Annotated in this window: 24 protein-coding genes; 8 read left to right on the top strand and 16 right to left on the bottom strand. The window is 68.8% G+C overall.

Annotation, left to right across the window (positions count from 1 at the left end; genetic code table 11):
- Positions 1 to 55: 55 nt before the first annotated feature.
- The 4 genes from BOSE46_RS20820 to BOSE46_RS20805 form a co-directional block, all read right to left on the bottom strand.
- A complete protein-coding gene (locus BOSE46_RS20820; RefSeq protein WP_159542365.1) occupies positions 56 to 535 on the bottom strand; it encodes an SRPBCC domain-containing protein in 480 nt (159 codons plus the stop codon).
- A 4-nt stretch (positions 536 to 539) separates the two neighbouring features.
- Complete coding sequence (locus BOSE46_RS20815) at positions 540 to 872, bottom strand: helix-turn-helix transcriptional regulator (protein ID WP_159542363.1); 333 nt, start codon at positions 870 to 872, stop codon at positions 540 to 542.
- A gap of 83 nt (positions 873 to 955) precedes the next feature.
- A complete protein-coding gene (locus BOSE46_RS20810) occupies positions 956 to 1,963 on the bottom strand; it encodes an adenosine deaminase (RefSeq protein ID WP_159542361.1) in 1,008 nt (335 codons plus the stop codon).
- 48 nt (positions 1,964 to 2,011) lie between these two features.
- A complete protein-coding gene (locus BOSE46_RS20805) occupies positions 2,012 to 2,401 on the bottom strand; it encodes a hypothetical protein (RefSeq protein ID WP_159542359.1) in 390 nt (129 codons plus the stop codon).
- Positions 2,402 to 2,793: 392 nt separating this feature from the next.
- On the opposite strand from BOSE46_RS20805, the gene BOSE46_RS20800 reads away from it, so the two are divergent.
- Complete coding sequence (locus BOSE46_RS20800; RefSeq protein ID WP_159542357.1) at positions 2,794 to 5,490, top strand: LuxR family transcriptional regulator; 2,697 nt, start codon at positions 2,794 to 2,796, stop codon at positions 5,488 to 5,490.
- Between the two features lie 224 nt (positions 5,491 to 5,714).
- Positions 5,715 to 6,464, top strand: a complete 750-nt coding sequence (locus tag BOSE46_RS20795; RefSeq protein WP_159542355.1) for a hypothetical protein — start codon at positions 5,715 to 5,717, stop codon at positions 6,462 to 6,464.
- Between the two features lie 130 nt (positions 6,465 to 6,594).
- Here BOSE46_RS20795 and BOSE46_RS20790 read toward each other — a convergent pair whose 3' ends face one another.
- Together BOSE46_RS20790 and BOSE46_RS20785 are read right to left on the bottom strand one after the other, a co-directional pair.
- Positions 6,595 to 9,126, bottom strand: coding sequence for a glycoside hydrolase family 65 protein (locus BOSE46_RS20790; protein ID WP_159542353.1), 2,532 nt, complete (start codon positions 9,124 to 9,126; stop codon positions 6,595 to 6,597).
- The gene (locus BOSE46_RS20785; protein WP_159542351.1) at positions 9,123 to 9,833 is read right to left on the bottom strand and encodes an HAD family phosphatase; all 711 of its coding nucleotides are present in this window, start codon (positions 9,831 to 9,833) and stop codon (positions 9,123 to 9,125) included. The genes BOSE46_RS20790 and BOSE46_RS20785 overlap by 4 nt, the downstream gene beginning before the upstream one ends.
- A 97-nt stretch (positions 9,834 to 9,930) precedes the next feature.
- Between BOSE46_RS20785 and BOSE46_RS20780 the strand changes: the two genes are divergently transcribed.
- Positions 9,931 to 11,112, top strand: coding sequence for an arginine deiminase (locus tag BOSE46_RS20780; RefSeq protein ID WP_159542349.1), 1,182 nt, complete (start codon positions 9,931 to 9,933; stop codon positions 11,110 to 11,112).
- 4 nt (positions 11,113 to 11,116) lie between these two features.
- Positions 11,117 to 12,058, top strand: a complete 942-nt coding sequence (locus tag BOSE46_RS20775) for a sigma-70 family RNA polymerase sigma factor (RefSeq protein ID WP_159542347.1) — start codon at positions 11,117 to 11,119, stop codon at positions 12,056 to 12,058.
- On the opposite strand, the gene BOSE46_RS20770 is transcribed toward BOSE46_RS20775, so the two are convergent.
- Entirely contained in the window at positions 12,021 to 12,620 is a 600-nt protein-coding gene (locus BOSE46_RS20770) for a carboxymuconolactone decarboxylase family protein (RefSeq protein ID WP_159542345.1), read from the bottom strand. The genes BOSE46_RS20775 and BOSE46_RS20770 overlap by 38 nt on opposite strands.
- 240 nt (positions 12,621 to 12,860) lie before the next feature.
- Between BOSE46_RS20770 and BOSE46_RS20765 the strand changes: the two genes are divergently transcribed.
- The gene (locus tag BOSE46_RS20765; RefSeq protein ID WP_159542343.1) at positions 12,861 to 13,859 is read left to right on the top strand and encodes an IS481 family transposase; all 999 of its coding nucleotides are present in this window, start codon (positions 12,861 to 12,863) and stop codon (positions 13,857 to 13,859) included.
- Positions 13,860 to 13,975: 116 nt separating this feature from the next.
- Here the strand turns inward: BOSE46_RS20765 and lpdA are convergent, their stop codons facing one another.
- The 3 genes from lpdA to BOSE46_RS20750 all read right to left on the bottom strand — a co-directional run bounded on the left by lpdA (position 13,976) and on the right by BOSE46_RS20750 (position 16,793).
- Positions 13,976 to 15,376: a dihydrolipoyl dehydrogenase gene (gene lpdA / locus BOSE46_RS20760; protein ID WP_159542341.1), complete on the bottom strand. Its 1,401-nt coding sequence runs from the start codon at positions 15,374 to 15,376 to the stop codon at positions 13,976 to 13,978.
- A gap of 47 nt (positions 15,377 to 15,423) precedes the next feature.
- Positions 15,424 to 16,281 (bottom strand): DUF5926 family protein, encoded by an 858-nt coding sequence (locus tag BOSE46_RS20755; RefSeq protein ID WP_159542339.1) that lies wholly within the window; start codon positions 16,279 to 16,281, stop codon positions 15,424 to 15,426.
- 116 nt (positions 16,282 to 16,397) lie between these two features.
- The gene (locus BOSE46_RS20750) at positions 16,398 to 16,793 is read right to left on the bottom strand and encodes an ATP-binding protein (RefSeq protein ID WP_159542337.1); all 396 of its coding nucleotides are present in this window, start codon (positions 16,791 to 16,793) and stop codon (positions 16,398 to 16,400) included.
- Positions 16,794 to 16,959: 166 nt separating this feature from the next.
- On the opposite strand from BOSE46_RS20750, the gene BOSE46_RS20745 reads away from it, so the two are divergent.
- Positions 16,960 to 17,277, top strand: coding sequence for a rhodanese-like domain-containing protein (locus BOSE46_RS20745; protein ID WP_159542335.1), 318 nt, complete (start codon positions 16,960 to 16,962; stop codon positions 17,275 to 17,277).
- 7 nt (positions 17,278 to 17,284) lie between these two features.
- Here BOSE46_RS20745 and BOSE46_RS20740 read toward each other — a convergent pair whose 3' ends face one another.
- The 4 genes from BOSE46_RS20740 to BOSE46_RS20725 all read right to left on the bottom strand — a co-directional run bounded on the left by BOSE46_RS20740 (position 17,285) and on the right by BOSE46_RS20725 (position 20,496).
- Complete coding sequence (locus BOSE46_RS20740) at positions 17,285 to 18,424, bottom strand: CPBP family intramembrane glutamic endopeptidase (protein ID WP_159542333.1); 1,140 nt, start codon at positions 18,422 to 18,424, stop codon at positions 17,285 to 17,287.
- A gap of 75 nt (positions 18,425 to 18,499) precedes the next feature.
- On the bottom strand, positions 18,500 to 18,772 hold the full coding sequence (locus tag BOSE46_RS20735; protein WP_201299764.1) for an HU family DNA-binding protein: 273 nt from the start codon (positions 18,770 to 18,772) through the stop codon (positions 18,500 to 18,502).
- Between the two features lie 105 nt (positions 18,773 to 18,877).
- Positions 18,878 to 19,531 (bottom strand): leucyl/phenylalanyl-tRNA--protein transferase, encoded by a 654-nt coding sequence (gene aat / locus BOSE46_RS20730; RefSeq protein ID WP_159542329.1) that lies wholly within the window; start codon positions 19,529 to 19,531, stop codon positions 18,878 to 18,880.
- Positions 19,528 to 20,496, bottom strand: coding sequence for a phosphotransferase (locus BOSE46_RS20725; protein WP_159542327.1), 969 nt, complete (start codon positions 20,494 to 20,496; stop codon positions 19,528 to 19,530). The genes aat and BOSE46_RS20725 overlap by 4 nt, the downstream gene beginning before the upstream one ends.
- 70 nt (positions 20,497 to 20,566) lie before the next feature.
- Here BOSE46_RS20725 and BOSE46_RS20720 point away from each other — a divergent pair, with 70 nt between their 5' ends.
- Positions 20,567 to 21,241, top strand: coding sequence for an EcsC family protein (locus BOSE46_RS20720; RefSeq protein WP_159542325.1), 675 nt, complete (start codon positions 20,567 to 20,569; stop codon positions 21,239 to 21,241).
- 107 nt (positions 21,242 to 21,348) lie between these two features.
- Positions 21,349 to 21,726 carry a hypothetical protein gene (locus BOSE46_RS20715; protein WP_159542323.1) on the top strand — a complete coding sequence of 126 codons (378 nt, stop codon included), beginning with the start codon at positions 21,349 to 21,351 and terminating at the stop codon, positions 21,724 to 21,726.
- Here BOSE46_RS20715 and BOSE46_RS20710 read toward each other — a convergent pair.
- On the bottom strand, positions 21,714 to 22,649 hold the full coding sequence (locus BOSE46_RS20710; RefSeq protein ID WP_159542321.1) for a hydroxymethylglutaryl-CoA lyase: 936 nt from the start codon (positions 22,647 to 22,649) through the stop codon (positions 21,714 to 21,716). The two genes, BOSE46_RS20715 and BOSE46_RS20710, sit on opposite strands and share 13 nt — an antisense overlap.
- Complete coding sequence (locus tag BOSE46_RS20705; RefSeq protein ID WP_159542319.1) at positions 22,646 to 24,499, bottom strand: biotin carboxylase N-terminal domain-containing protein; 1,854 nt, start codon at positions 24,497 to 24,499, stop codon at positions 22,646 to 22,648. Before BOSE46_RS20705 ends, BOSE46_RS20710 begins: the two co-directional genes overlap by 4 nt.
- Positions 24,500 to 24,557 lie beyond the last annotated feature (58 nt).

The raw sequence follows: 24,557 nt of genomic DNA, 5'->3' as shown, positions 1-24,557 counted from the left end.
GGATCTGCTCCGGCGATCGGTGCACAACTGCCCAAAGACTGGGGACGGGTAGCTGTCAGAGGTTCGCCAGGGCTGCGTCGAGCTTTTCGTAGCCGTCGCGCACACCCGTCTCCATCGAGCTGACCATCGAGTCGCGCACCTCGACCGACGGCGCGACCGAGACAGCGCGCAAGAGCGTGCGGCGGTTGCCGAGGTCCTCGAACGTGAAGGTCTCATAGAACACCTCTCCCGGCGCGCCCATGAACTCGAAGGTCTGGCTGAAGCCCTCGACGCTCGGCTCACCGTGGAAGACACCGCGGAAGGCGAATTCATCGCCCTCGGGGTTGCGGTGCTCGAACGCGTAGGCGCCGCCGTGGTGCGGCTCGAACCGCGTGATGACCATCTGGTACCCGTGCGGCCCGACCCACTGGGCGAAGAGCTCCGGGTCCATGTGGGCCTTCAGGAGCTGCTCGCGGGTGGCGTCGAACTCGCGAGTCATCTCGATGTTCTGCGTGCCCGGTACGGCTGTGATCGTGAGGGTGTCCGTCGTGTCCATCGTCCTACTCCTTGTTCTCGTTGAGTGACTCGAGCAGCTCATCGAGTCGCGCGTAGCTCTCGGTCCAGTACGCCCGGTAGTCGGCCAGCCATCCGGTGGCGTCCCTGAGGGGCGCGGCCTCGAGGTGGCTGAGGCGCATGGTCCCCTGCCGGTTGCGCGAGATCAGTCCGGCCTGCTCGAGCACCTTGAGGTGCTTGGAGATCGCCGGTTGCGACATCGTGAAGAGCGCCGTGAGGTCTCCCACGTTGGCGTCCTCCTGCGCGAGCCTGGCCAGGATGGCGCGGCGCGTGCGGTCGGCGAGGGCGCCGAACACGAGGTCGAGCTGGTCGTCGGTCATTCAATAACCAATCCGTTATGTAACTTGATGGTTATAGACAACCACGAGGTGATGCACCCGTCAACCCTTCCGGGGAAAGGGGGTCAGGCGCCAGCGGCGTAGGCGTCGATCTCCGTGAGGATCGCGGCCTTGGTCGCGTCGTCGGCGAACGATGACCGTACGGACGCGCGCGCCAGGTCGGCGACGCCGTCGTCGTCGAGCCCGAGCAGCTCGGCGGCGACCTCGTACTCGTGATTGAGCGTCGTCGAGAACATCGGGGGATCGTCGGAGTTGATCGTCACCGGCACGCCGGCAGCGACCAGCGCGGGCAGCGGGTGCTCGGCGAGCGAGGGCACCGACCGGGTGCAGACGTTGGACGTCGGGCACACCTCGAGGGCAATCTGGTGCTCGGCGAGGTACGCCATGAGCGCCGGGTCCTGTGCCGCCGCGATGCCGTGCCCGATGCGCTCGGCGCCGAGGTGGTTGATCGAGTCCCAGATCGTCTCGGGACCCGTCGACTCACCGGCGTGCGGGACGCTGTGCAGCCCGGCCGCGTTGGCCTGCTGGAAGTACGGCTTGAACTGCTCGCGCCCCACGCCGATCTCGGGGCCGCCGAGACCGAAGCTCACGAGTCCGTCGGGCTGCAGACGCAACGCGGTGTCGAGCGTGACCTCGGCCGACGGCAGGCCGGACTCACCGGGGATGTCGAAGCACCAGCGCATCGTGAGCCCGAAGTCGGCCTCAGCGCGGCGGCGCGCGTCCTCCAACGCCTCGCAGTACGCCTCGGCGCTGATCCCGATTGCGATGGAGGTGTAGGGGGTACAGGTCAACTCGACATAGCGAACGTTCTGCCCCGCCAGGTCACGCGCCACGTCGTACGTCAGTGTCCACAGGTCCTCGGGCGTGCGGAGGAGGTCGACGACCGAGAGGTAGACCTCGATGAAATGGGCGAAGTCGGTGAACGTGAAGAAGCGGGCTAGGGCCTCCGGGTCGGTCGGGACCGTGGTGCTGCCGGCGTGCCGCTCGGCCAGCTCGGCGACGGTGCGCATCGAGGCCGAACCGACGTGGTGGACGTGGAGCTCTGCCTTGGGCAGGCCGGAGACGAACGACATGGTTCGAGGGTAGCGAGCGTGCTTTCTCTCGGCTTCGCGACCGGGGGGTCAGGCCCCGGCGGACTGCTGGCGCTCGACGACGCTGCCGCGCTGCTCGAACTCGACGTCGATCGTCACGAGGACCTCGTCGTTGATCGAGAACTCGACCCGGTTCTCCTCCGCCGTCAGGTTGCCGGCAGTGCCTTCGTCGAGCCACGTGATCGAGCCGATGACACTGACGAGGGCGACCTTGGCGCCGTTGTCGGTCTGTCCGCGGAACACGACGGGCCCCGGTCCTGCGTCGCGGATCACGAGAGCCGTACGGCTGACCGCCGGGTTGTCGACCGACACCGTCAGGTCTTCTGCCCCGCCGGTGCGGCCGAACGTCCACTTGGCGTCGCCGTCGAGCAGGACCTCACCCGTCTCACCATCGGCGGTCTTCCACATCACGGTGATCACTGCATTGCCTCTCGTTGGGCCTCGTCTCCCGATTTCAGGGTAGGTCGTTCGCATGAAGGAGACGTCCGAACCGCAGATTTATGACTCGAAAGGACCAGAGCGATGATCCAGGCGCACAGCGGGCACACAGACTCGCCCCACGAAGCACATCTCTTTGCGGAAAAACCTCGAATGATACAACCTTTTGCATCAAGATTGCGTCACGAAGATGTATGTCGTCTCTCACAACTAATAGTGACCATTGCGTGAATTGACAGGTTCTGAGCGGCACAACCGCTGACGAGCCTCAAGCAGACAGGACAACGGATGCAGTCAATCCAGGGGATGTGCGCGCCGATCACAGTCGGCGTAGCCGTGATGCCAGGGGACCAAGGCGTGAGGAGCGACGACGCATGGAGTCGATCAGTCGAATTGATCTCCTCGCGACGATAGAGTCGCTTCCCCAGTCGGGGGAAGAGACTGCCCTGCTGCTGCTCGGAGAGCACGGCGCGGGCAAGACGCACCTGCTCGAACGAGCACATGCCAACCCGGCAACCCCTTCCGTGCTCGTGCGTGTCCACCCCGCCGAGTCGCGATTCCCGCTGGCCGGCTTCGCCTCCATGTTCGCCGCCCTCAGCCAGGCGCCGGCGACCGAGTTCCACCGCTACTTCTCGCTGCGCTCCGAAGAGCCCGCAGGCCTCTTCGCTGCCGGCCACGATCTCCTTGCCTTGATCCGCGGGCTCGACCTGCCGCCCACGGTCGTGCTGATCGACGACCTCGACCGCATGGACAGCGCGAGTCGCACCGTGCTCGGCACGATCGCCTCGCACATGGCGGGCACGTCGCTGTGGCTCGTCGCCACCGCAACGAGTGTCGAGTCGAAGGAGACCGTCGCGGGTTTCTCGACCTCCCGACTCGCACCGCTGACCGGCAGCGAGCTCGTTCACGTCGTCGCCGGCACGCACGACCACGACGAACCGACGATGCGGATCCTGGCGAGCTACTCGGGGGGCAACCCGAGGATCATGTCCGAGCAGGTCGGCCGACTGCACGACGACCAGCTCAGCGGTACGGCCCCGCTGCTGCTCCCGCCGCGCCCGACACCGACGATCGAACAGGTCACGACCGACACTCTGAGCCGGTTGAGCAGCGCAGCTCACGACATCCTCGAGCTCGTTGCGCTGTCGCCGATGGCCCACGCCACGGCGATCAGTGCGGTCATTCCCGATGCCACTGATGACGTGGAGGACCTCATCGACTCCGGCGTGCTCAAGCGCCGTGCCTCCTACCTCACCTTCACCGATGACCGCCTGCGCAGCCGGTTCTACTGGGACCAGGGTTCTCGGTCACGCCGGGAGCACCACGCCAACCTGGCCAAGGCGTACGTCGGTCTCGACGAACGCCTGGCGACCTGGCACCTCGGCTCGGCCGAACGCGGACCGCAGAGCGTCGACCAGCTGCTGAGCGCAGCCGTCTCGTTCATCGACGAGGCGCGCACCTGCGCCGCCGTCGAGTTCACCGAGCGAGCGCTGGGCCGCGCCGAGCGCATCGAGGAGCACGCGACGCTCCTCATCCTGCTCTGCAACCGCTTGCTGAGGGACGGCCTGTTGGGGCTGGCGGATCGCTACGGCGCCCAGACGAGGTCCGGCACCACGACGCCTGAGCAGTCGATGGACATCTTGAACATCAGGCTCATGTCCCACCTGTTCCGCAGGCGACATGTCGTCAACGACGAGCTGCTCACCCTCGCGGACCTGCATGCCGAGGCCAACCCAGAGGGGGCGTGCAGCATGCTCTGCCTCGGAGCTGCCTATCGTGCGGAGCGCTGGGAGATCGAGGAGGCTCGCAAGCTCACCAACCAGGGCCTGATGCTCGCCGACCACGTGGCCGAGTCCACCCGGCTCAAGCTGACGGCGATGCGCGACATCGTCGACGGCCTCGACGGCACGGCGATCGAGTCCGCACCCACGTCGACCGACCTGGACGCCGACTCCATGGCGATCGACCCGGACCTGCTCCTCCTCCGCGGCCGCGCCATGACCGTGCGCGAGGCCTACCAGGAGGCCCGCCAGCTCTTCACCGTGGTCGCCAATCACCCGTCGAGCCGCGACGGGCTCCGCAAGGACCTCGCCACGTACGGGACGATCCGCAACGAGATCGCTTCGGGCGAGTTCCGTCTGGCCCGGGCGGCCGTGGACACGTGGGGGGCGACGGCGCCCTCACTGACTCGTGGCACGTCGGCATTCGCCTACATCCAGGCCTGGTACGCGAGCTCGATCGGCGACGACACGGCCGCCGAGGAGTTCATCGACACGTGCCTCGAGCTGGCGTCTGCCGAGGCGTGCCAGGCGCTCCGTGCACGCGCTCTTGCGCTTCGGGGAGCGCTGCGGTTGCGCACCGGAGACGCCGATGCGGCGGTCATGGTCCTGCGACAGGTCAGCGCGGCGTCGACCAGGTTCCGCAACCCCACGCTGCTGCGTCACTGGGCGGACTACACCGAGGCCTGCATCGCCACTGGTCGTGTGCAGGAGGCGGCGGCCACCGTGACGGCGCTGGAACGGCGCCTGTCGGTCCATCGCTCGAGGTGGGGAGAGCTCGCCCTGCTGCGGTGTCGGGCCTTGGTCGAGAGCGGCCGGCCGTCTCTCGCGCTCTTCGAATCAGCCGTCAAGGAGTTCGAGCGCGACGAGCTGCCATACGAGCTCGGCCGAACGCTGCGCTGCCTCGCCAACCGCCAGGCCGAGCTCGGGATGGCTGTCGAGAGCCGCCTGACCCGGATGGCCGCCGTCGCGGCCTTCGAGGCGTCCGGCGCCGACGCATGGGCGGCGCACGCCGATCCTCCTGACACTGTGGTCGCTGCGGCCAGCGGCGACAACCAGCTCCTCGACCAGCTGTCCTCCGACGAGCGCGACGTGGCGATCCGGGTCATCAAGGGCCACCGCAACCGGGAGATCGCCCAGGAGCTCTTCGTCTCGGTGCGCACCGTCGAGCTGCGGTTGACCCACATCTACCGCACCTTCGGGGTGCAGTCCCGTGCCCAGCTCGTCGCAGCGTTGACCGGGGCCGTCGCGACCGGCACTGCACCGCCTGACGGCACCCAGCCGCAATCCTGACAAAGCCGGGAATCGGCCCGCAATCGATGGCGGAGAGCCGCAACCCGTAGCGGGATCTCGCAGGCCACGCGTGCGCACATTGCGGGGGTCCGTAGTAAACGCCAGTTTTCGTGCCAGCCAGTCGCGGAGGCAGCAGTGTTTCGGATATCCCAAGTGCTCGCACACCGCCAGGCAGTTCGAGGGAGGACTTCGACACACGCGATCGAGCAGCAGGGGAGCTAATCATGGCCATCGGGGACACCCACGTACGACCGTCGCACGAGTCACCTTTCCAGTACGACGTCTGCATCATCGGGCTGGGATACGTCGGCCTGCACACCGCGCTCACGTACTTCGCCAGCGGTCTGTCCGTCCTCGGCATCGACGCCTCGGCGGACCGGCTCATCTCGGTCGGTGCCGGCATGGCTGACCTGACCGACGCGGATCGCGAGCAGCTCGACCAGGCCCTGACGGATGACCGGTTCCAGATGACGGCCGACCACGCCACGCTCGGTGAGGCCCGCGCGGTCATCATCTGCGTGCCCGCGCCGGTCAACGAGTACTTCGCCCCAGACCTCAACCCACTCAAGCGAGCCTGCGCCACCGTCACTCAGCATGCGCGCCCCGGTCAGCTGTTGATCCTCACCTCCACGACGTACGTCGGGTGCACCCACGAGCTGCTCGTCCGGCCCCTCGCCAAGCGCGGCCTGGAGGTCGGCCAGGACGTCCACGTGGCATTCTGCGCCGAGCTCATCGAGTCGGACAGCACGACAGGCGGGCCGGACATTCGGTCGTTCGTCGTCGGCGGCGCCATGCCGACCTGCGCCCAGCGTGCGGTCGAGACGCTCCATGTCCACACCGCGAGCGTGGACGAGGTGCCGTCCCTGGCGATCGCCGAGATGGCCAAGCTGCTGGAGAACACGTTCCGAGCGGTCAGCACCGCAGTCGCCAACGACTTCGCCGACATCCGTCGATCGATGAAGGTCGACACATGAGCCGCGAAGGCCCGTAGCGGAGGTCTCCCCCCAACTGGCACGGGTGTTGTGCGTCCTAGGAGCGATTGCCCGTGTCACCGCCGCCCTCCAGCCCGGACTACTCCCCTGGGCTGGGGGACGTGCGGCGAGCTCAGGTGCCGGGGACGATGGCCGCGATGACCGTGCCGTCGGCCCGCCGGCGGCCCGGTACGGGTGGTGGCTCGCCCTCGATGCGGGGCCCCTGGCCGTCGAGCGGGACCGATACCGGATCGCCGGGCAGCACCGTGATCTCCTGGCCACGGATCGAGATCGTGGCCTCCTTGCCCTCTTCGACGCTGAGCTCGACGCTGTCCGGCAGGACCGTGACACGTACGCGCGTGCCCCGCAGGGTGACGCGGAAGATCAGGGAGTCCCACGACTCGGGCAGTCGCGGGTCGAGCGTGAACACGCCTCGGTAGTCGCGGAAACCGCCGAACCCGTTGACCAAAGCACCCCAGACGCCGCCGGTCGATGCCACGTGGACACCGTCGGAGGTGTTGTGGTGCCGGTCGGCGAGGTCGACGAACAGGGCGGAGTGGAAGTAGCGCAGCGCGAGGTCGTGGTAGCCGACCTCGGCGGCGATGATCGACTGCACGACCGCTGACAGGGTCGAGTCGCCTGTCGTGATCGGGTCGTAGTACTCGAAGTCGGCGCGCTTCTCCTCGGGATCGAACTGGTCGCCCTGCAGGAACAGCGCCAGCACGACGTCCGCCTGCTTGAGCACCTGGAACCGGTAGATCACCAGCGGGTGGTAGTGCAGCAGCAGCGGACGCTTGTCCATCGGCGTGTTGGCCAGGTCCCACACCTCGCGCTCCAGGAAGTGCTGGTCCTGCGGGTGCACGCCGAGGTGCTCGTCATAGGGGATCGCCATGTCGTTGGCGGCGCGCTCCCAGTCGGCGACCTCACGCTCGTCGAGGTCGAGGCGCCGGACGACCTGGTCGTACTGCACGCCGTCGCGGATCGCGAGGTCGCGCACGGCCTCGGCCGCACGGCGCAGGTTGAAGCGCGCCATGACGTTGGTGAAGAGGTTGTCGTTGACGACCGTCGTGTACTCGTCGGGACCCGTCACACCGTGGATGTGGAAGGTGCCGTCCTCCTCGTTGCGCCAGAAGCCGAGGTCGACCCACATGCGTGCCGTCTCGACGAGCACGTCGATGCCCTCGCGGGTCAGGAAGTCGGTGTCACCCGTCGCCGCGAGGTACTGGCTCAACGCGTACGAGATGTCGGCGTCGATGTGATACTGCGCGGTGCCGGCGGCGTAGTAGGCCGAGGCCTCCTCACCGTTGATCGTCCGCCACGGGAACAGGGCGCCGTGCTGTGCGAGCTGCTTCGCCCGGGTCCGCGCCGCGTCGAGCAGCTTGTAGCGGAACCGCAAGGCGTTGCGCGCTGCGCGCGGGGTCGTGTAGGTCAGGAACGGCAGGACGTAGACCTCGGTGTCCCAGAAGTAGTGACCGCCGTAACCCGAACCAGTCACGCCCTTGGCCGGGATGCCGGTGCCTTCGGCGCGGGCCGAGGCCTGGGCGAGCTGGAAGAGGTTCCAGCGCACCGCCTGCTGCACCTCCGGCTGGCCGGGCACCTCGACGTCCGAGCGCTCCCAGAAGTCGTCGAGCCACTGGCGCTGGTCGGCGAGCTGCTGGTCGAGGCCCTCGTCCTGCGAGCGGTCGAGCGTACGGTTGCAGCGGTCGAGCAGCTCACGGGACGGGACGCCACGCGACGTGTGATAGCTGACCATCTTGGTCAGCGTGATGGGCTGACCCGGCTCGGCATCGATGCGGTAGGTCATCTTGGCCAGGTCGTCATCGGTCTGGATGCGCTTGGTGTAGTTGTTGGCCGTCTCGAGCCGGTGGTCGGCCGCGACCGCGATCGTCATGCCGCTCTCGGTGCACTGGTAGCCCAGCCCGACCCGGCCGTCGGCGACGTTGCCGGAGTTGCTCTGCGGGATCAGCACGCGATGCCGCATGCTGCTGGCCTTGCGCGGGTCGACGCCTTCGCCCATCGCCTTGGAACGCACGTGGTACTCGTCCTCGCCGTCCTGGCGGTTGAGGATCTGCGACGAGATCGCGACCGGCGCGTAGTCGTCGAGCATCGTGACCTCGAACGTCATGATCGCCAGGTGGCGCTGCGTGAACGAGACCATGCGGCGCGAGCGGATCTGCACCCGCTTGCCGCCGGGCGTACGCCAGAGGATCTCGCGTGACATCACACCGGAGCGGAAGTCGAGGCGACGCTCGTACTCCATCAGGTCGGCCATCTGCAGCAGCAGCGGCTCGTCGTCGACGTAGAGGCGGATGACCTTGGCATCGGGGGCGTTGACGATCGTCTGGCCGACGCGCGCGAAGCCGAACGCCTCCTCCGCGTGCTGGATCGGCCAGGTCTCGTGGAACCCGTTGATGTAGGTGCCGTGCGAGTAGGAGTCGCGGCCCTCGTCGACGTTGCCGCGCAGCCCGAGGTAGCCGTTGCCGACGGAGAACAGCGTCTCAGTCGTGCCGAGGTCCTCGCTGTTGATGTAGTTCTCGACCAGAGCCCACTCGTCGACGGGATAGCGCGAGCGGTCGAGGAAGTCGTGCACCTGCGGCGCGACGTGCGAGGGCCCGCTCACGCCGTCGAAGCTCTTGGGGTGCTCCGTCTTGGGATGCGCGGTCATGCCAGCTCGTCCAGATCGTTGACGACGACGTCCGCGCCGTTCTCGAGCAGCTTGTCCGGGCCGGCGCCGCGGTCGACGCCGACGACGAGCCCGAAGTCACCCGCGCGCCCTGCGGCGACACCCGACAGGGCGTCCTCGAACACCACGGCTCGCTCCTTGGGCACGCCGAGCTGCTCGGCGGCGTCGAGGAACGTGTCGGGCTTGGGCTTGCCGGCGAGCCCGCGCTCTGCGGCAACCTTGCCGTCGACGATCACGGGGAAGAAGTCGATCATCTTGGCGGCGCGCAGCACGGCCGGGGCGTTGCGCGAGCTCGAGACGATGGCCATCTTGGTGCCGCGCTCGACCAGCTCGTTGACCAGCGTGACCGAACCCGGATAGGGCTCGACACCGTCGGTCTCGAGGATCTGCTCGAAGTCGGCGTTCTTGCGGTTGCCGAGACCGGCGACGGAGTCGGACGACGGCGGGTCGGCCGGATCGCCGTCGGGCAGCTCGATGCCGCGGCTCTCGAGGAAGGAACGCACGCCTTCGTAGCGCGGCTTGCCGTCGACGTACGTGTAGTAGTCGTCATCCGTGTAGGGCTCGGCGATCCCGCGCTCTTTCAGGAAGTCGCCGAACATCTGGGCCCAGGCGCGCATGTGCACTTCGGCCGTCGGCGTGATCACGCCGTCGAGGTCGAAGAGGGCAGCGTCGTAGTCGTTCCAATCCACACGTACGAGCGTATGCCCGACAGGGCCTCGACCGTTAAGGAATCGGGTGCGTCTCTCGACACAGGAACGAGCCCCGCCGTCCCCTAGGGTGAACTGCATGGGTCTCGGAGCGGACAGTGAAGTCGGTCGCCTGCGTACGGTCATGCTGCACAGGCCGGGCCCCGAGCTCGGACGGCTGACTCCGCGCAACAACGACCAGCTGCTGTTCGACGGCATTCCGTGGCTCGGCCGGGCCCAGGACGAGCACGACGCCTTCGCCCAGGCGCTGCGGGATCGCGACGTCGAGGTGCTCTATCTCGTCGAGCTGCTGGTCGAGTCGCTCGCCGTCGAGGAGGCCCGCGCGACGATCATCGAGAGCACGACCGCGAGCCTGCGACTCGGCGACGGTCTGCGGCAGCACATCGCCCGTGTCATGACGGATCTCGCGCCTGAGGAGCTCGCGCTGACGCTGACCGCCGGGCTGCGCAACGACGAGGTCACGAGCTTCCGCAGCATCGTCACGAGCCTGCTTCCGCCCGAGGACTTCCTCATCGAGCCGCTGCCCAACCTGCTGTTCACCCGCGACTCGTCCGTGTGGCTGCCCGGCCACGTCGCCGTCACGAGCCTGGCGATGCCGGCCCGCGTCCGCGAGACGCAGCTGACCGGGCTGATCTACGAGCACCACCCCCGCTTCGCCGACGTCCCGCGCGTCCACGGCCCGCACCTCGAGCACGTCGAGGGCGGCGACGTGCTGCTGCTGGCTCCCGGTGTCATCGCGGTCGGCGTCGGCGAGCGCACGACCCCAGCCGGCTTCGAGCGCTTCGCCCGCCAGGTGCTGACCGGCGGCCTCGCGCACACCGTGCTGGCGGTGCCGATCGCCCAGGAGCGTGCCACGATGCACCTCGACACGATCGTCACGATGGTCGACATCGACACCGTCGTGATCTATCCCAACATGGCCGACAACCTCCGCGCCCATGCCGTGACGTTCACCGGCGACCAGCTGGTCGTGGCCGATGAGCAGTCGTTCTTCACCGCGGCCGCCCAGGCGATGGGCATCGACACGCTGCACCAGATCGACACGGGCCTCGACCCCGTCACGGCGGAGCGCGAGCAGTGGGACGACGGCAACAACACCCTGGCGATCGGCCCCCGGCTCGCCGTGGCGTACGAGCGCAACGAGCAGACCAATGCCCGCCTCGAGGAGCACGGCATCGAGGTCGTCGCGATCAGTGGCTCGGAGCTGGGGTCCGGCCGTGGCGGACCGCGCTGCATGTCGTGCCCGGTGGAGCGCGACTGAAGCCATGACCCTGGTCGACACGTTCGAGGCCGAGCGTCCCCGCCTGCTCAACGTCGCCTACCGGCTGACCGGCAGCGTCGCCGATGCGGAGGACGCGGTCCAGGAGGCATGGCTGCGGCTGGACCGGGCTTCGACGGGCTCAACCGGCGCAGCGGACATCGACAACATGCAGGCCTGGCTCACGACCGTCGTGAGCCGCCTCTGCCTCGACCGACTGACGTCGGCCGTCGCGCGCCGGGAGACGTACGTCGGACAGTGGCTGCCCGAACCCATCGTCACGCCCCTGGTGTCGTCGAGCGCAACGCCGGACCCGCTCGAGGCGGTCGTCCGTGACGAGGACAACCGGCTCGCGGCCATGGTCGTGCTCGACGTCCTGCCACCCGATCAGCGGGTCGCCTTCGTGCTGCACGACGCGTTCGGCGTGCCGTTCGGCGAGGTCGCGGACGTGCTGGGCATCGAGCCGGCCAACGCGAGGCAGCTGGCCTCGCGCGCTCGCCGGAGCCTTGCGGATCCGCCGCCGCCCGTGCCCGACGAGGAGCACAACGCCGCCGTCGGCCGGTTCCTCGAGGCCATGGCGACCGGCGACCTCAACGCCGTCCTCGCAACGCTGCACCCCGACGCGCTGGTGATGGGCGACGCCAACGGCACCACCAACACGGCAGTCAACGTCATTCACGGCGCCACCAAGTTCGCCCGGTTCTACCTCGGACTCCTCAGTCGCTACGGGCCCGACGCCCTGTCGACCTTGGAGCTCGTCCTGGTCAACGGTCAGCTCGGCGTCGCGACATACGGCTGGCAGGGCGAGTCGGCCCGGCAGAGCTCGCCGCCGCGCGTCGCGGGATTCGCGGTGCGCGACGGCCTGGTCTGCGCGACGTACGACGTCGCCAACCCCGAGAAGTGGTCGGGCGTCAGACTGCCTGACTGGCCGGCTCGGCCAGGTCAGTAGCCCAGGGCACCCGGCACTGGTCGCCGGAGCTGAAGCCCTGGTCGGTGATGCCGAGGGCGTGGTTCATCCGGGCGCGCTGGTTCTCGTGCGAGATCTGGTACGTCAGCTCGAGCACGCCGTCGTGCCCGTACTTCTCGACGAGCGAGGCGACCTGCTCGTCGGTCACCGCCATCGGCGTCTCCGTCATGGCGTCGGAGTAGCGGATGACCTCGCGCTCGGCCTCGGTGAACTTGTCGGACGTCTCGAACTCGCCGATCTCCTTCAGCCGGTCGATGTCGAGGCCGTCCATGCGCTGCAGCATCGCGCCGAAGTCGACGCACCACGAGCAGCCGACGGTCCACGCCGTGCGGTAGACCGCGAGCTCGATCAGCGCGGGCGGCACGACGTGCATGGCCTTCTGCAGCGCCAGCTCGTGCCGCGCAGCCAGGACGAAGATCTTGCGGTGGTGCGCCATGATCGCGAACGGCTCGGGCACCTCGCCCAGCTGCTTGCGGGCCATCCGGTAGCCGATCTTGACCATCGTCCCGGCGTCCTTGGGAGCCAGTGCGGGAATGCGGGGCATGACGCCTTCTCCTGTCCTGCGGCGCACTGTGCGCCGCTCACCCCCCAGACGACGCACCCTCAGGATGTGTGACAGCGCCTACGATCCGGCCCCTAGCCCGAGGGACGAGGGCGGGAGGGAGCGCTAGCTGTGATGTCCAGGGACGTTGTTTCGCGACACGGACCTGATCTGCTGGACGGCGAAGGCCTCCGGTTGTGGAGTGGAGATGTCTAGTAACCGCTCCGCACACAGGAGGCCTTCGTGTCCCACGCTAACGCTGCTTTGACCCCTCGTGCCCGTTTGAGGCTCGCGAAACTGATCGTTGAGGATCGCTGGTCGCCGCCGGAGGCGGCGAAGATGTTCATGGTCTCGACCGTGACGGCCCGCAAATGGGCTGCCCGGTTCCGAGACGAAGGCCCGGCCGGGATGGCCGACCGGTCCTCGCGGCCACGTTCCTGCCCGAATCAGACGCCACCTGCCGTGGTGCGGCAGATCGTGCGCCTGCGGTGGCGGCACCGCCTCGGACCGGTGCAGATCGGAGGCCGGCTCGGGATCCCGGCCTCGACGGTCCACGCGGTGCTGGTGCGGTGTCGGATGAACCGGCTCAGCCGCATCGACAGGGTCACCGGTGAACCGATCCGCCGCTACGAACACCCCCATCCCGGGTCGATGATCCATGTCGATGTCACCAAGTTCGGCAACATCCCTGACGGTGGTGGGTGGCGCTACGTCGGCAAACAGCAGGGAGACCGGAACCGCGTGGCGACGATCGTGCGCACCGGAGCTCCGCGAAGCAGAACATATGAACCGGTGATCGGCAGAGCGTTCGTGCACACCGTGATCGATGACCACTCGCGCGTCGCCTACGTCGAGATCTGCGCCGATGAGAAGGCCGACACCGCGGTCGGAGTGCTCCATCGCGCCATCGAATGGTTCGCCGACCATGGCGTCACCGTCGAACGCGTCCTGTCCGACAACGGAGGCTGCTACCGCTCCCACGCCTGGCGAGACGCCTGCGCCGAGCTCGGCATCACCCACAAACGAACCCGGCCCTACCGACCCCAAACCAACGGGAAAATCGAGAGATTCCACCGCACCCTGGCCGACGGCTGGGCATACGCCCGCTTCTACGACTCAGAAACCGCCCGCCGAACAGCGCTCCCGGGCTGGATCCACTTCTACAATCACCACAGGATCCACTCCGCCATCGGCGGCACACCCATCAGCAGACTCAACAACCTGCCCGGACATCACAGCTAGCGACCGAAGGGGCGTACGACGAAAGGGTCGGGCGAGCATGTCACTCGCCACCCTTCGCTCGCAGAGCTCGCTCCCGGTCGGCCGCGGGCGGCCTCCCTAGGGGTCGGGAACTCCGGTCACAGGTTGATCATGTGGCCGGCGAGGCCGTGGAAGCCTTCCTGCAGCGCTTCGCTGAGCGTCGGGTGCGTGTGCACGTTGCGGGCCAGCTCGAGCGCTCCGAGGTCCCACTTCTGCGCCAGCGTCAGCTCGGGCAGCAGCTCGGCGACGTCGGCGCCGATCAGGTGCCCGCCCAGCAGCTCCAGGTGCTCGCCGTCGGCGATGAGCTTGATGAACCCGCCCGGCTCGCCGAGACCCTGCGCCTTGCCGTTCGCCGTGAACGGGAACTTGGCGACCTTGACGTCATACCCCTCGTCGCGTGCCTGCTGCTCGGTCAACCCGAAGCTCGCCACCTGCGGCTGGCTGAACGTCGCCCGCGGCATCATGCGGTAGTCACCCAGCTCCTGGGTCTCGGCGTTGCCGATCGTCTCGGCGGCGACGACGCCTTGCGCCTCGGCGACGTGGGCGAGCTGCAGCTTGGCGGTGACGTCACCGATCGCGTAGATGTGCGGCACGGTGGTGCGCATCCGCCCGTCGATCGCGATGGCGCCGCGCTCGGTCAGCTCCACGCCGGTCGTCTCCAGCCCGAAGCCCTCGACGCGTGGCGCGAAGCCCACCGACACGAGCACGCGGTCGGTCTCGATCGTGGTGCTGGTGCCGTCCTTGCCGGTGTAGGTCACCGTCACGCCGTCACGGTGATCGGTCACGTACTCGACCTTGGTCGACGTCAGGATCGGGATGCCGAGCTTGCGATAGGCCTTGGTGATCTCCTTGGAGACCTCGACGTCCTCGTTGGGCAGCGCCCGGTCGAGGAACTCCACGATGGTCACGTCGACGCCGTAGCTCTTGAGCACGTACGCGAACTCCATGCCGATCGCACCGGCACCGACCACGAGCATCGTGCGGGGCAGGTCGCGGTTGAGGATCTGCTCCTCGTACGTCACGACGTTGGCGCTGCGCTTCACGCCGGGCAGCATGCGCACGGTCGAGCCCGTCGCGATGATCGCGTTGGCGAACTCGACGGTCTCGGTGCCGCCGGCTGTCAGGGCGACGTCGAGCGAGTTCGGGCCGGTGAACGTCCCGCGGCCGTCGAACTCGGTGATGCCGTTCTTCTTCATCAGGTAGTGCACGCCCTTGACCCGGCCGTCGGCGACCCCACGGCTGCGGTCGAACGCGACGCCGTAGTCGAAGCTGACGTCGCCGCGGATGCCGAACGTGTCGGCTTGGTGTGTGAAGATCTGCGCCAGCTCCGCGTTGCGCAGCAGCGCCTTGGACGGGATGCACCCGACATTGAGGCACACGCCGCCCCAGTACTTCTCCTCCACCACGGCTACGCTCAGGCCGAGCTGGGCGGCGCGAACGGCCGCGACATAACCACCGGGGCCGGCGCCGAGCACGACCACGTCAAAAGAACTCGTCATACCTCATTCAACCGCGTGAGGAAGGCCGGGATTCCCGGGGATCCGTCTCAGCGGATGGGGACCTGGCCGCTGACGATCGCGTTGCGGGCCGAGCGCTGCTCCGGCGTCAGCGGGGCGTCCTCGGCGAGTGCCTTGTCGAGCCGGGCGCGGAACTCCTGAGCCGGCTTCTCCAGGTCTCCGACATTCGCTTGTCCTGAGCTTGTCGAAGGGAACTCCCACACCGGCACGAGCCGGCCGTGAGTGCGGAAGTGACCGATCAGCTTGGTGCCCTCACCCAGCGTCTCCTCGCCACGCGCTCGCAGACGGGCCAGCGCATCGAGCAGCGGCGCCTCGTCGTCGGTCATGACCCAGCGGAGGAACCGCTGGGACCCCATCTCGGTCCAGTACGCCGACTCGACCGAGTCGAGCTTGATCGTCGGGGCGATCGTCTGGTTGGCCTCGGCCAGGAGGTCAGCCGTCTCGGGACGCTCATCGGTGCCCTCGACCCAGAAGTCGAAGCCCTCGTGCACCGTCACGTCGAAACCGCTCGACGGGTCGATCAGGTCCTGCAGGCGCGGGCCGACCCCGGGCTCGCCCATCGGGACGGGCTGACCGGGCTCCATCTCGCGGGCGGTCTCCACGACGTACGCGAGGTCGCGGCTGATGTCGCCGAAGTTGTGGGCGACCTGCAGGCCGACCCAGATCTCGCCGTCCGGGCGCACGATGCCGGCGCCGTTGCCGGGCAGCAGCGAGCACACCTTGACCGTCTCGCCCGAGGCGAGCGTGATGGTGGCGGTTGCTGAGGGCACGAACTCCCGCAAGGCGATCCAGTCAGCCTCGTGGGGGAGCCCTTCGAAGGTGCGCGCCACGAACGGCATGCGTTCCTTCTTGGCGGCCTTGTTCTTGATTCGCGACTTCTTGCCCATGACGGGCGAGTCTAGGCGACCAGTCCGAGGTCTCTTCACCGCGGAGCGGTCATCCAGATCCTAGGGAGGCCGGCCGCGGCCGACCGGGAGGCGAGCGCCAGCGAGCCGAAGGAGGATCAGTGGGGGCTGAGGCCGAGCTCGGCGTTGACCCGGGTGCCCGTCGACATGTCGACCCACCAGCGGTCGGCGACGCGGTTGATGATCGAGAGTCCGCGACCACTGAGCGAGTCCTCGTCGAAGTCGATCGGCTTGAGCGATCCGCCCTGTCCGGCGTCGTAGACGCTGAGCTCGAGCAACGTGCCGTTGATGGCCCACGAGATCTCGATCGTGCCGTCGGACGTCGGGACACCGTGGCTGACCGCGTTGGCGATCATCTCGCTGATGACGATCAGGGCGTCGTCGATGACGTCGTTGGACGCCCGGTTGACCGTCAGGAACGCCGCGAGACGGGTGCGGGCGATGCCCGGCGTCGAGAACGCGAAGGGCAGACGAATCGTGTCATGAGCCTTCATGACACCACCAATCTGCCGATCAACAGGAGGTGCCGCTGGTTCCGAAGGTTCGGAAAGCGACACGTACATAGCCCAAAGTAACTACTCGAGGGGGTTCATCGCTACTCCCTGGGCAAAGAAGACCCCCGTACGTGTCCCATCACACGGCGCGAGGGACCATGGTCGTATGAGCGATTCGGCCATCCCGACCACTGACATCACCGTCATCCCAGAGGTGATTCCGACCGATCTCGTCGTGCTCGACGTGCGCGAGCCCCACGAATGGGCGGCCGGGCACATCGAAGGTGCCGTCCACATCCCGATGGGCGAGATCCCGGCACGCGTGGGCGAGCTCGATCCGTCCGCACCGACGCTCGTCGTGTGCCACGTCGGTGGCCGGTCCGCCCGCGTGACGGCCTGGTTGCACGCACAGGGTTACGACGTGACCAACCTCGAGGGCGGCATGGACGCCTGGGAGCAGGCCGGCAGGCCCGTCGCCCACTAGCTGTCCGTCAGTTCCAGTCGGGCGGCAGGTCGCCCGGGTAGGGCGGCGTCTCGGGGTGCATCCCGGAGCCAGCGGGTATGTGCGGCAGAGGAGCAGGTGCGGTCGGCGGTGCCGCGGGTACGTGCGGCGGTGGCCACGCCTGCTGGGGTGCCGACGGCGGCTGCCACTGCGGTGGAGCTTGCTGGACCGGAGGCCACCAGTAGGCGTACGGAGGCGGCGGCCACATCGGTGCCGGTGGCGTCGGCGGCGGTGTGATCGGCGGCCGGGTCCGCTCCAGCCCCTGACGTCGTGCGGCCCACTCGACCCAGGCCAGGAACAGGGCGCTCGAGATGATCGTCGGAATGAGGTCCAGCGGACCGGCTCCGCTGTCGTCCGTCGCGGAGATCATGCCGAAGGCATCCAGCACGAACAGCACGACGTTGTTGGCGGTGTGCGCGGCGATGCCGGCCTCGAGCCCGCCGGTGCGGATCGTGAGGACCGCCGCCGTGAGACCGAAGATGCCGACGTCGACGAGGCCCCACAGCTCGTACGTGTGACCGGCGACGAACAGCGGCACCGAGACGACGACCGGGATGATCGCGAAGCGGGTCCACGAGCCGACGAGCTGCAGGATGTAGCCGCGGAAGACGTACTCCTCCGCGGCGGCCTGGAACGGCGTCAGCAGCAGGACGAGGCCGATCGCGACGAGCGCCCGCGTGCTGACGTCGGGTGAGCTGACCTCCGACGGATCCGTCACCTCGCCCAGCGCGACCGAGCCGCCGATCGTCAGGATGAACACCACGAACGCCATCACGGCGGTGCGGGCCAGCCAGCGCCAGCGCAGACGGCCGGCGACGGACGAGAGGTAGCCGATCGGGCGCGGTCCGGTGATGAGGATCGCGACCAGCACCGCCGGGATCATCAGCGCCAGCCCGACCATGTCGAGCGCGAAGAAGTCGAGGTGCTGCAGGTCCAGGTCGCCCGACGCGTCGGTCCAGGCATCCAGCTGGTCGACCCCCGGACCCGCGGCGAACACAATGAGGGCGACCACCAGCAGCACCATGATCGCGCCGAAGTAGATCGGCACGGCGAGCAGGCCGGCGAGCGGGAGCTTCCACCAGGCGTACGCGGGTGTCTCGCGCGCGAGGCGGTGATAGCGCGTGGACATGGGCGTCATCCTCACACCAGACATGAAACAGCGCCACCGGGAAGATCCCGATGGCGCTGCGCGGTTCGTGCGGTCCTACTTGGCGGCGGCCTTGAGGCGCGAGCCGACGCTCACCTTGACGCCGAAGCCGGCGGGGATGTCGATCGTCTCGCCGGTCGAGGGGTTGCGACCCGTGCGAGCGGCACGTGCGACGCGCTCGACGGACAGGATGCCGGGGATCGAGACCTTCTCGCCATTGCTGACGGAGTCGAGCAGGATCTCGCTGAAGGACGAGAGAACTGCGTCAGCCTCGGCCTTGCTGGTGCCGGCCTTCGAAGCGAGGGCAGCGACGAGGTCGTTGCGTGAGATAGCCACAAAAGCTCCTTGTGAGTGAATGGGTGTGTTCGACAGTCTATGAAGTCACGGCAACGATTCAATCGCGCCCCCACAGCAGCCCGGATCGTTCACCTGCTATCAACCCCAGATCGTGGGCGGTTCGCTGTCGACGAGCGTCGCGATCTCCCGCAGGTAGCGGTCCCTCGGCCACTCCGTCACGCCCAAGGACGCGAGGTGCTCGGTGCGCCACTGCGTGTCGATCAACCCTTCATCGCCGACCACCTCGACGAGCCCCATGAGCGCGACCTTCGAGGCGTCCGATGCCCAGTGGAACATGGACTCACCGGCGAACAGCCGCCCGACGCTGAGTCCGTACAAGCCGCCGACGAGCTGCCCCTCCGCGTCGCGCACCTCGATCGAGTGGGCCCAGCCGAGGTGGTGCATCCGCACGTACGCCTCACGGATCGACGAGTCGATCCAGGCGCCGGGCCGCGAGGGATCGGCGCACGCGTCGATGACCTCCTCGAACGACTCGTCGATCGTCACCGAGAAGCGTCGGCGCGACCTCGCCAGGGATCGACTGACGCGGAGCTCGGAGGGGACGAGCACGCCGCGCTGCATCGGCGACCACCACAGCAGCATCCCGTCGTGCGGCATCGGGAAGGCGCCCTGCCGGTATGCCTCCAGCAGCGTGCCGGGCTCGAGGTCGGCGCCGACGGCGATGCAGTCCTCGGCCGGCCAGCCCTCGGGGTCGAACAGCCACGGTGTCGGCGGCAGTGCGGCGCGGGTCATGGCGCATCGAGGACGCGGGACAGGTGGCGCACCGGGCCGTCGCCCCACGTCTGCCACTCGGCAGCCGTCGCCTCGTCGAGGAAGGTGGACCAGCTCGCGGCGCGGTTGACGGCCTGGGTCAGCTCCGCCGAGACGAGCACCTCTCGCATGACGCGCGGTTCGAGGTCCCAGGCGTCGGCGTACGCCTCGAGGACGGGATCCCACGGCAGCGAGGTGAGCGAGGTGATCCAGCCGAACGGCACGCACATCGCCTCCGCTGCGTTGGCCCACTGCCCGTCGCCGAAGTCGAAGACCCGCATCGACCCGTCCTCGAGTGCGAAGACATTGTTGGGATGCACGTCACCGTGCTGCCATGTGGTCGGCAGCGGGCCCTGCGACAACACCTCGACGGCATCCGCGAGGACCGGACGAGCGTCAGCCAGCCGGCGCCGCAGCTCGGCATCGACGTGGGCCGGATGGTCGGCGGGATGGTGCGAGAAGATCTCGACGACGCGGTCGAACCGGCCCAGCACCGTCGCCGGGGAGTAGTCCGGCAGCCCGATCGCCAGCAGCCGGTCGCGGTGCGGAGCCGCCGCCTGCTGGATCGTGGCAACCTCGACCACGATCCGCTGCCAGTCGGCGAGGGTCGGCTCCCGGGTCTCGCGGAGGGTCACGCCCCGGTCGCGCGTCAGCATCCAGCCGCGTGCCGCGTCGATGGCGTAGGGCGGATCGACGGCATCGGGCACCAGGCCGGCGAGCTCGAGCTGGAGCGCCGGCTCGAACGCCAGCGCTGCCGCGTTCGCCTTGAACCACAGCCGCCCGGCAGTGGTCGGGACCGTGAGCTGCGTCGACCACGGGCGTACGCGCGGCTGCTCGATCGGACCGTCGAGCACGTCACCGTGCTGGTCCAGCCGGTCGTGGATCCAGGCCTCGGCCGCCTGCCGCCAGTCACCGTCCACCACGCGCGCGGAGAAGGGGCGGCCCATGTCCACAGCGTAGGCCAGCGCACGCGGCTCCAGAGGATGCCGACCGGCGGCACCGACCTATGCTGGACGGATGGGAGTTCGCCGCACCGTCGCTGTCACCGCGGGCGCCAAGCTGGCTCCTGCGATCGCCTCCGGCCATGTGCGCACGGTCCTCGATCACGCGATCGACGGCCTCGGCCCGCTGCGGTCGGCCGCCTCGTCGGCCGACACCAAGCTCGTCGACCACGGTGGTGACGTCGAGAAGGCCATTCGCGGCCTCGTCCGGATGCACACGAGCCTCGCCGGGGTGCAGGGATTCGTCACCAACCTGGGCGGCTTCTCGACTCTTGCGCTGTCGGTGCCGGCCAACGTCGTCGGCGTGACGCTCGTGCAGTGCCACTTGGTCGCCGGCATCGCGCACCTGCGCGGCTACGACCTGGAGGACCCGCGCGTCCGCAACGCGATCCTCGCCTGCATGCTCGGCGAGGATGCCGTGAAGGCGCTCGTCAAGCGGCACCGGCTGCCGTCCTCGCCGATGACGCTGGCCACCTCGCCGGTGCACGACCCCGAGCTCGATGCGACGTTGTCGCGCGAGGTGACCGCCGAGCTCGTCGCACGCACGGCCGGCCGGCGGGCCATCACGCTGATCGGCCGGCGCGTCCCGCTGCTCGGAGGTGCCGTCGGCGGCTCCAGCGACGCGCTGGCGACGTGGCACATCGGCCAGTACGCCGCCGACGAGCTCCGCGACCGGCGCAAGGTGACTTGAGCTGCCGGTTCCTAGGGAGGCCGCCCGCGGCCGACCGGGAGCGAGCGAGGAACGAGCGAGGAACGAGCGAGCGAAGGATGTCACACCCGGCACCTACCGTCGTACGCATGACGCTCGAAGCCGTGATCCTCGCGCTGCGCGAGTCCTGGGGACCAGACACCTGCGCGCCGGAGGACGTCGCCGACTGGACGCCCGACAACCCGGCCCGCGGTCAGTGCGCCACGACGGCCCTGGTCATCCACGACTTCTTCGGCGGCTCGCTCGTCACCGGTGAGGTCTTCACGGCTGGTGAGCGCACCGACTTCCACTGGTGGAACCGGCTGCCCGACGGTGAGCAAGTCGACATCACCCTCGACCAGTTCGGCCCCGACGAGCATGTCGTCGGCAGCATCGACGTCGTGCGCCCGACGGGTCCGACGCGGCTCGACCGGCAATACACGCTGCTGTCGTCCCGGGTCTCGGCCCGGCTGGCTCAGTCGGCCTGAGAGCCCAGCGCGCGCACGACGGCGCTGGCCGGCTCCTTTCCGAGCACACCCGACATCCACACGCTGGTGCGCACCAGCGCCTCGAGGTCGACGCCGTGCTCGATGCCCAGGCCGGTCAGCATCCACACCAGGTCCTCGGTCGCGAGGTTGCCAGTCGCGCTCTCGGCGTACGGGCAGCCGCCGAGGCCGCCGGCCGACGCGTCGAACGTCGTGATGCCGTGCTGCAGCGCCGCGTACGCATTGGCGAGCGCCTGCCCATACGTGTCGTGGAAGTGCATCGCCAGCCGGTCGACCCCGACGCCGGCGGCACCGAACGCGTCGATCAGCGCGCCGACGTGCGCAGCGGTGCCGACCCCGATCGTGTCGCCGATCGACAGCTGGGTGGCGCCGAGGTCGAGCAGTCGTTTGCCGGTCGTCACGACCTGGTCGATCGGCACCTCGCCCTCCCACGGGTCGCCGAAGCACATCGACACGTATGCCCGGACGTCGAGGCCGGCGTCACGCGCCCGGCTCACAACGGGCTCGAACATCGCGAACTGCGAGTCGAGCGACGCGTTGAGGTTCTTCTGGGCGAACGTCTCCGTGGCGCTGCCGAAGATCGCGATGTGGCTGCACCCGGCCTCGAGCGCGCGGTCGAGGCCGCGCTCGTTGGGCACCAGCACCGGCAGCGGGGTCGGGCCGTCGAGCGGCAGCTTGGCGACGAGCTCGGCGGCGTCGGCGAGCTGGGGCACCCACTTCGGGTGCACGAAGCTCGTGGCCTCGACGATCGGCAACCCCGCCGCGACGAGCCGGCCGATGAACTCCGCCTTGTCGTCCAGCATGACGATCGCGGACTCGTTCTGCAGCCCGTCGCGCGGCCCGACCTCATAGATCGTGACGGCTTCCGGCAACGCCGGGTCGCGGACAACCGCTGCCGTGGTCATGCCGGGTCCACCGTGAAGAGGAGGTGCTTGATCGGCACCTGCTCGCCGACTGCAGCGCCGACGTGGGAGACCACACCGTCGTACGGGGCCAGCATCGCGAGCTCCATCTTCATCGCCTCGACGACGCCGAGCTGCTGGCCGAGAGCCACCGTCTCGCCCTCCGCCACGTCGATCCGCAGGACCGTGCCGGGCATCGGCGACACGAGATCGGCGTCCGTCGCCGCTCCGGCGCGGTGGCCGCCACGCATGGGATCGGGCGCCTCGAGCCGCCAGTTCTGCCCCTGCCACGCGATCGTCACGCTGTCGTCGTCGGCGATCGCCAACAGCCCGTCCTCGAGCTCGTCGTCGTCGGTGAAGCCGAACTCCCACGCCGCGCCGGACTCGTCGATCAACGCGATGCGGGTCGGCGCGGGGTCCGCCGCCGAGCGCCAGCCGTCACCGGCCGACCACGGAGAGTCTCCCGCCGAGACGGTGAAGCCCGCCCACAGCAGCGCCGCGGTGCGCGCCGCCTCGGCCGGCAGGTTCGGCGGAGTCAGCAGGTCGATCGACGCGTCGCTGTCGAGCCACGCGGTGTGCACGTCGCCGTCGGCGAAGTCGGGGCTCGCGACCAGTCGGCGTACGAAGCCGAGGTTGGTGGTCACCCCGAAGATCCCGGTGTCGTCCAGGGCCTCGACCATCAGGCGGCGCGCATCCTCGCGGTCGGCGCCGGCGACGACGATCTTGCCGAGCATGGGGTCGTACGCCGTGGAGACCTCCTGGTCGGCGCCGAGATCGGTCTCGACGCGGGCTCCGAGGGGCCAGGCGGCGTCGAGCACGTGGCCGGCCTGCGGCAGGAACCCGGCATACGGATCCTCTGCGTACACCCGGACCTCCATCGCGTGACCCGTCGCGGTGATCTCGTCCTGGGTCAACGGCAACGGCTCGCCGGCCGCGACGAGCAGCTGCCACTGCACCAGGTCGAGCCCGGTGATCTCCTCGGTGACGGGGTGCTCGACCTGCAGGCGGGTGTTCATCTCGAGGAAGTACGCCCGGCCGTCGGCGACGAGGAACTCGACCGTGCCGGCCCCGGTGTAGCCGACCTCGCGGCACAGCGCGACGGACGACTCGTGCAACGTATGGCGCAGCTCGTCCGTCAGTCCGTACGCGGGCGCCTCCTCGACGACCTTCTGGTGCCGGCGCTGCACCGAGCAGTCGCGCTCGAAGAGGTGCACGACGTTGCCCGCGGTGTCGCCGAAGACCTGGACCTCGACGTGCCGGCCGGCCTCGACGTACTTCTCCACCAGCAACGTGTCGTCGCCGAACGCCGCGGCCGCCTCACGCCCTGCGGCCTCGATGGCTGCGGCCAGTCCCGCGGCCTCGCGCACGATGCGCATGCCCTTGCCGCCGCCGCCGGCTGCCGCCTTGACGAGGACCGGGTAGGCGTCGGCCGGCACGGCGAGGGCGTCGAACTGCGGCGTCACCGGTACGCCCGCTCGCTCCGCGATGGCCCGCGCGCGGTCCTTGCGGCCCATCGCGTCCATGACCTCGGCGGTCGGCCCGATGAAGACCAGCCCGGCCTCGGTGACCGCGCGGGCGAACTCGGCACGCTCAGACAGGAAGCCGTACCCGGGATGGATCGCTTCGGCGCCGGACTCCTTCGCGGCGGCCAGGACCCGCTCGATCGAGAGATAGGACTCCGTCGCCGGCGTCGGCCCGAGGCGCACCGCGTCGTCGGCGAAGCGTACGTATGGGGCATCCGCGTCGGCATCGGAGTAGACCGCGATGCTGCGCAGCCCGGCCTCGCGGCACGCGAGGATGACCCGCCGGGCGATCTCGCCCCGGTTGGCGACCAACACACTCGAGAATTTCATGCGATCTCACCTCCTCGTGGTGAGACCACGAGCTCAGTTCGGAAGAAACAACGCGACG

Source organism: Aeromicrobium sp. 9AM (genome assembly GCF_902506105.1).
In the GTDB taxonomy this organism is placed as follows: domain Bacteria; phylum Actinomycetota; class Actinomycetes; order Propionibacteriales; family Nocardioidaceae; genus Aeromicrobium.
This window is presented reverse-complemented; position numbering and strand designations above follow the sequence as displayed.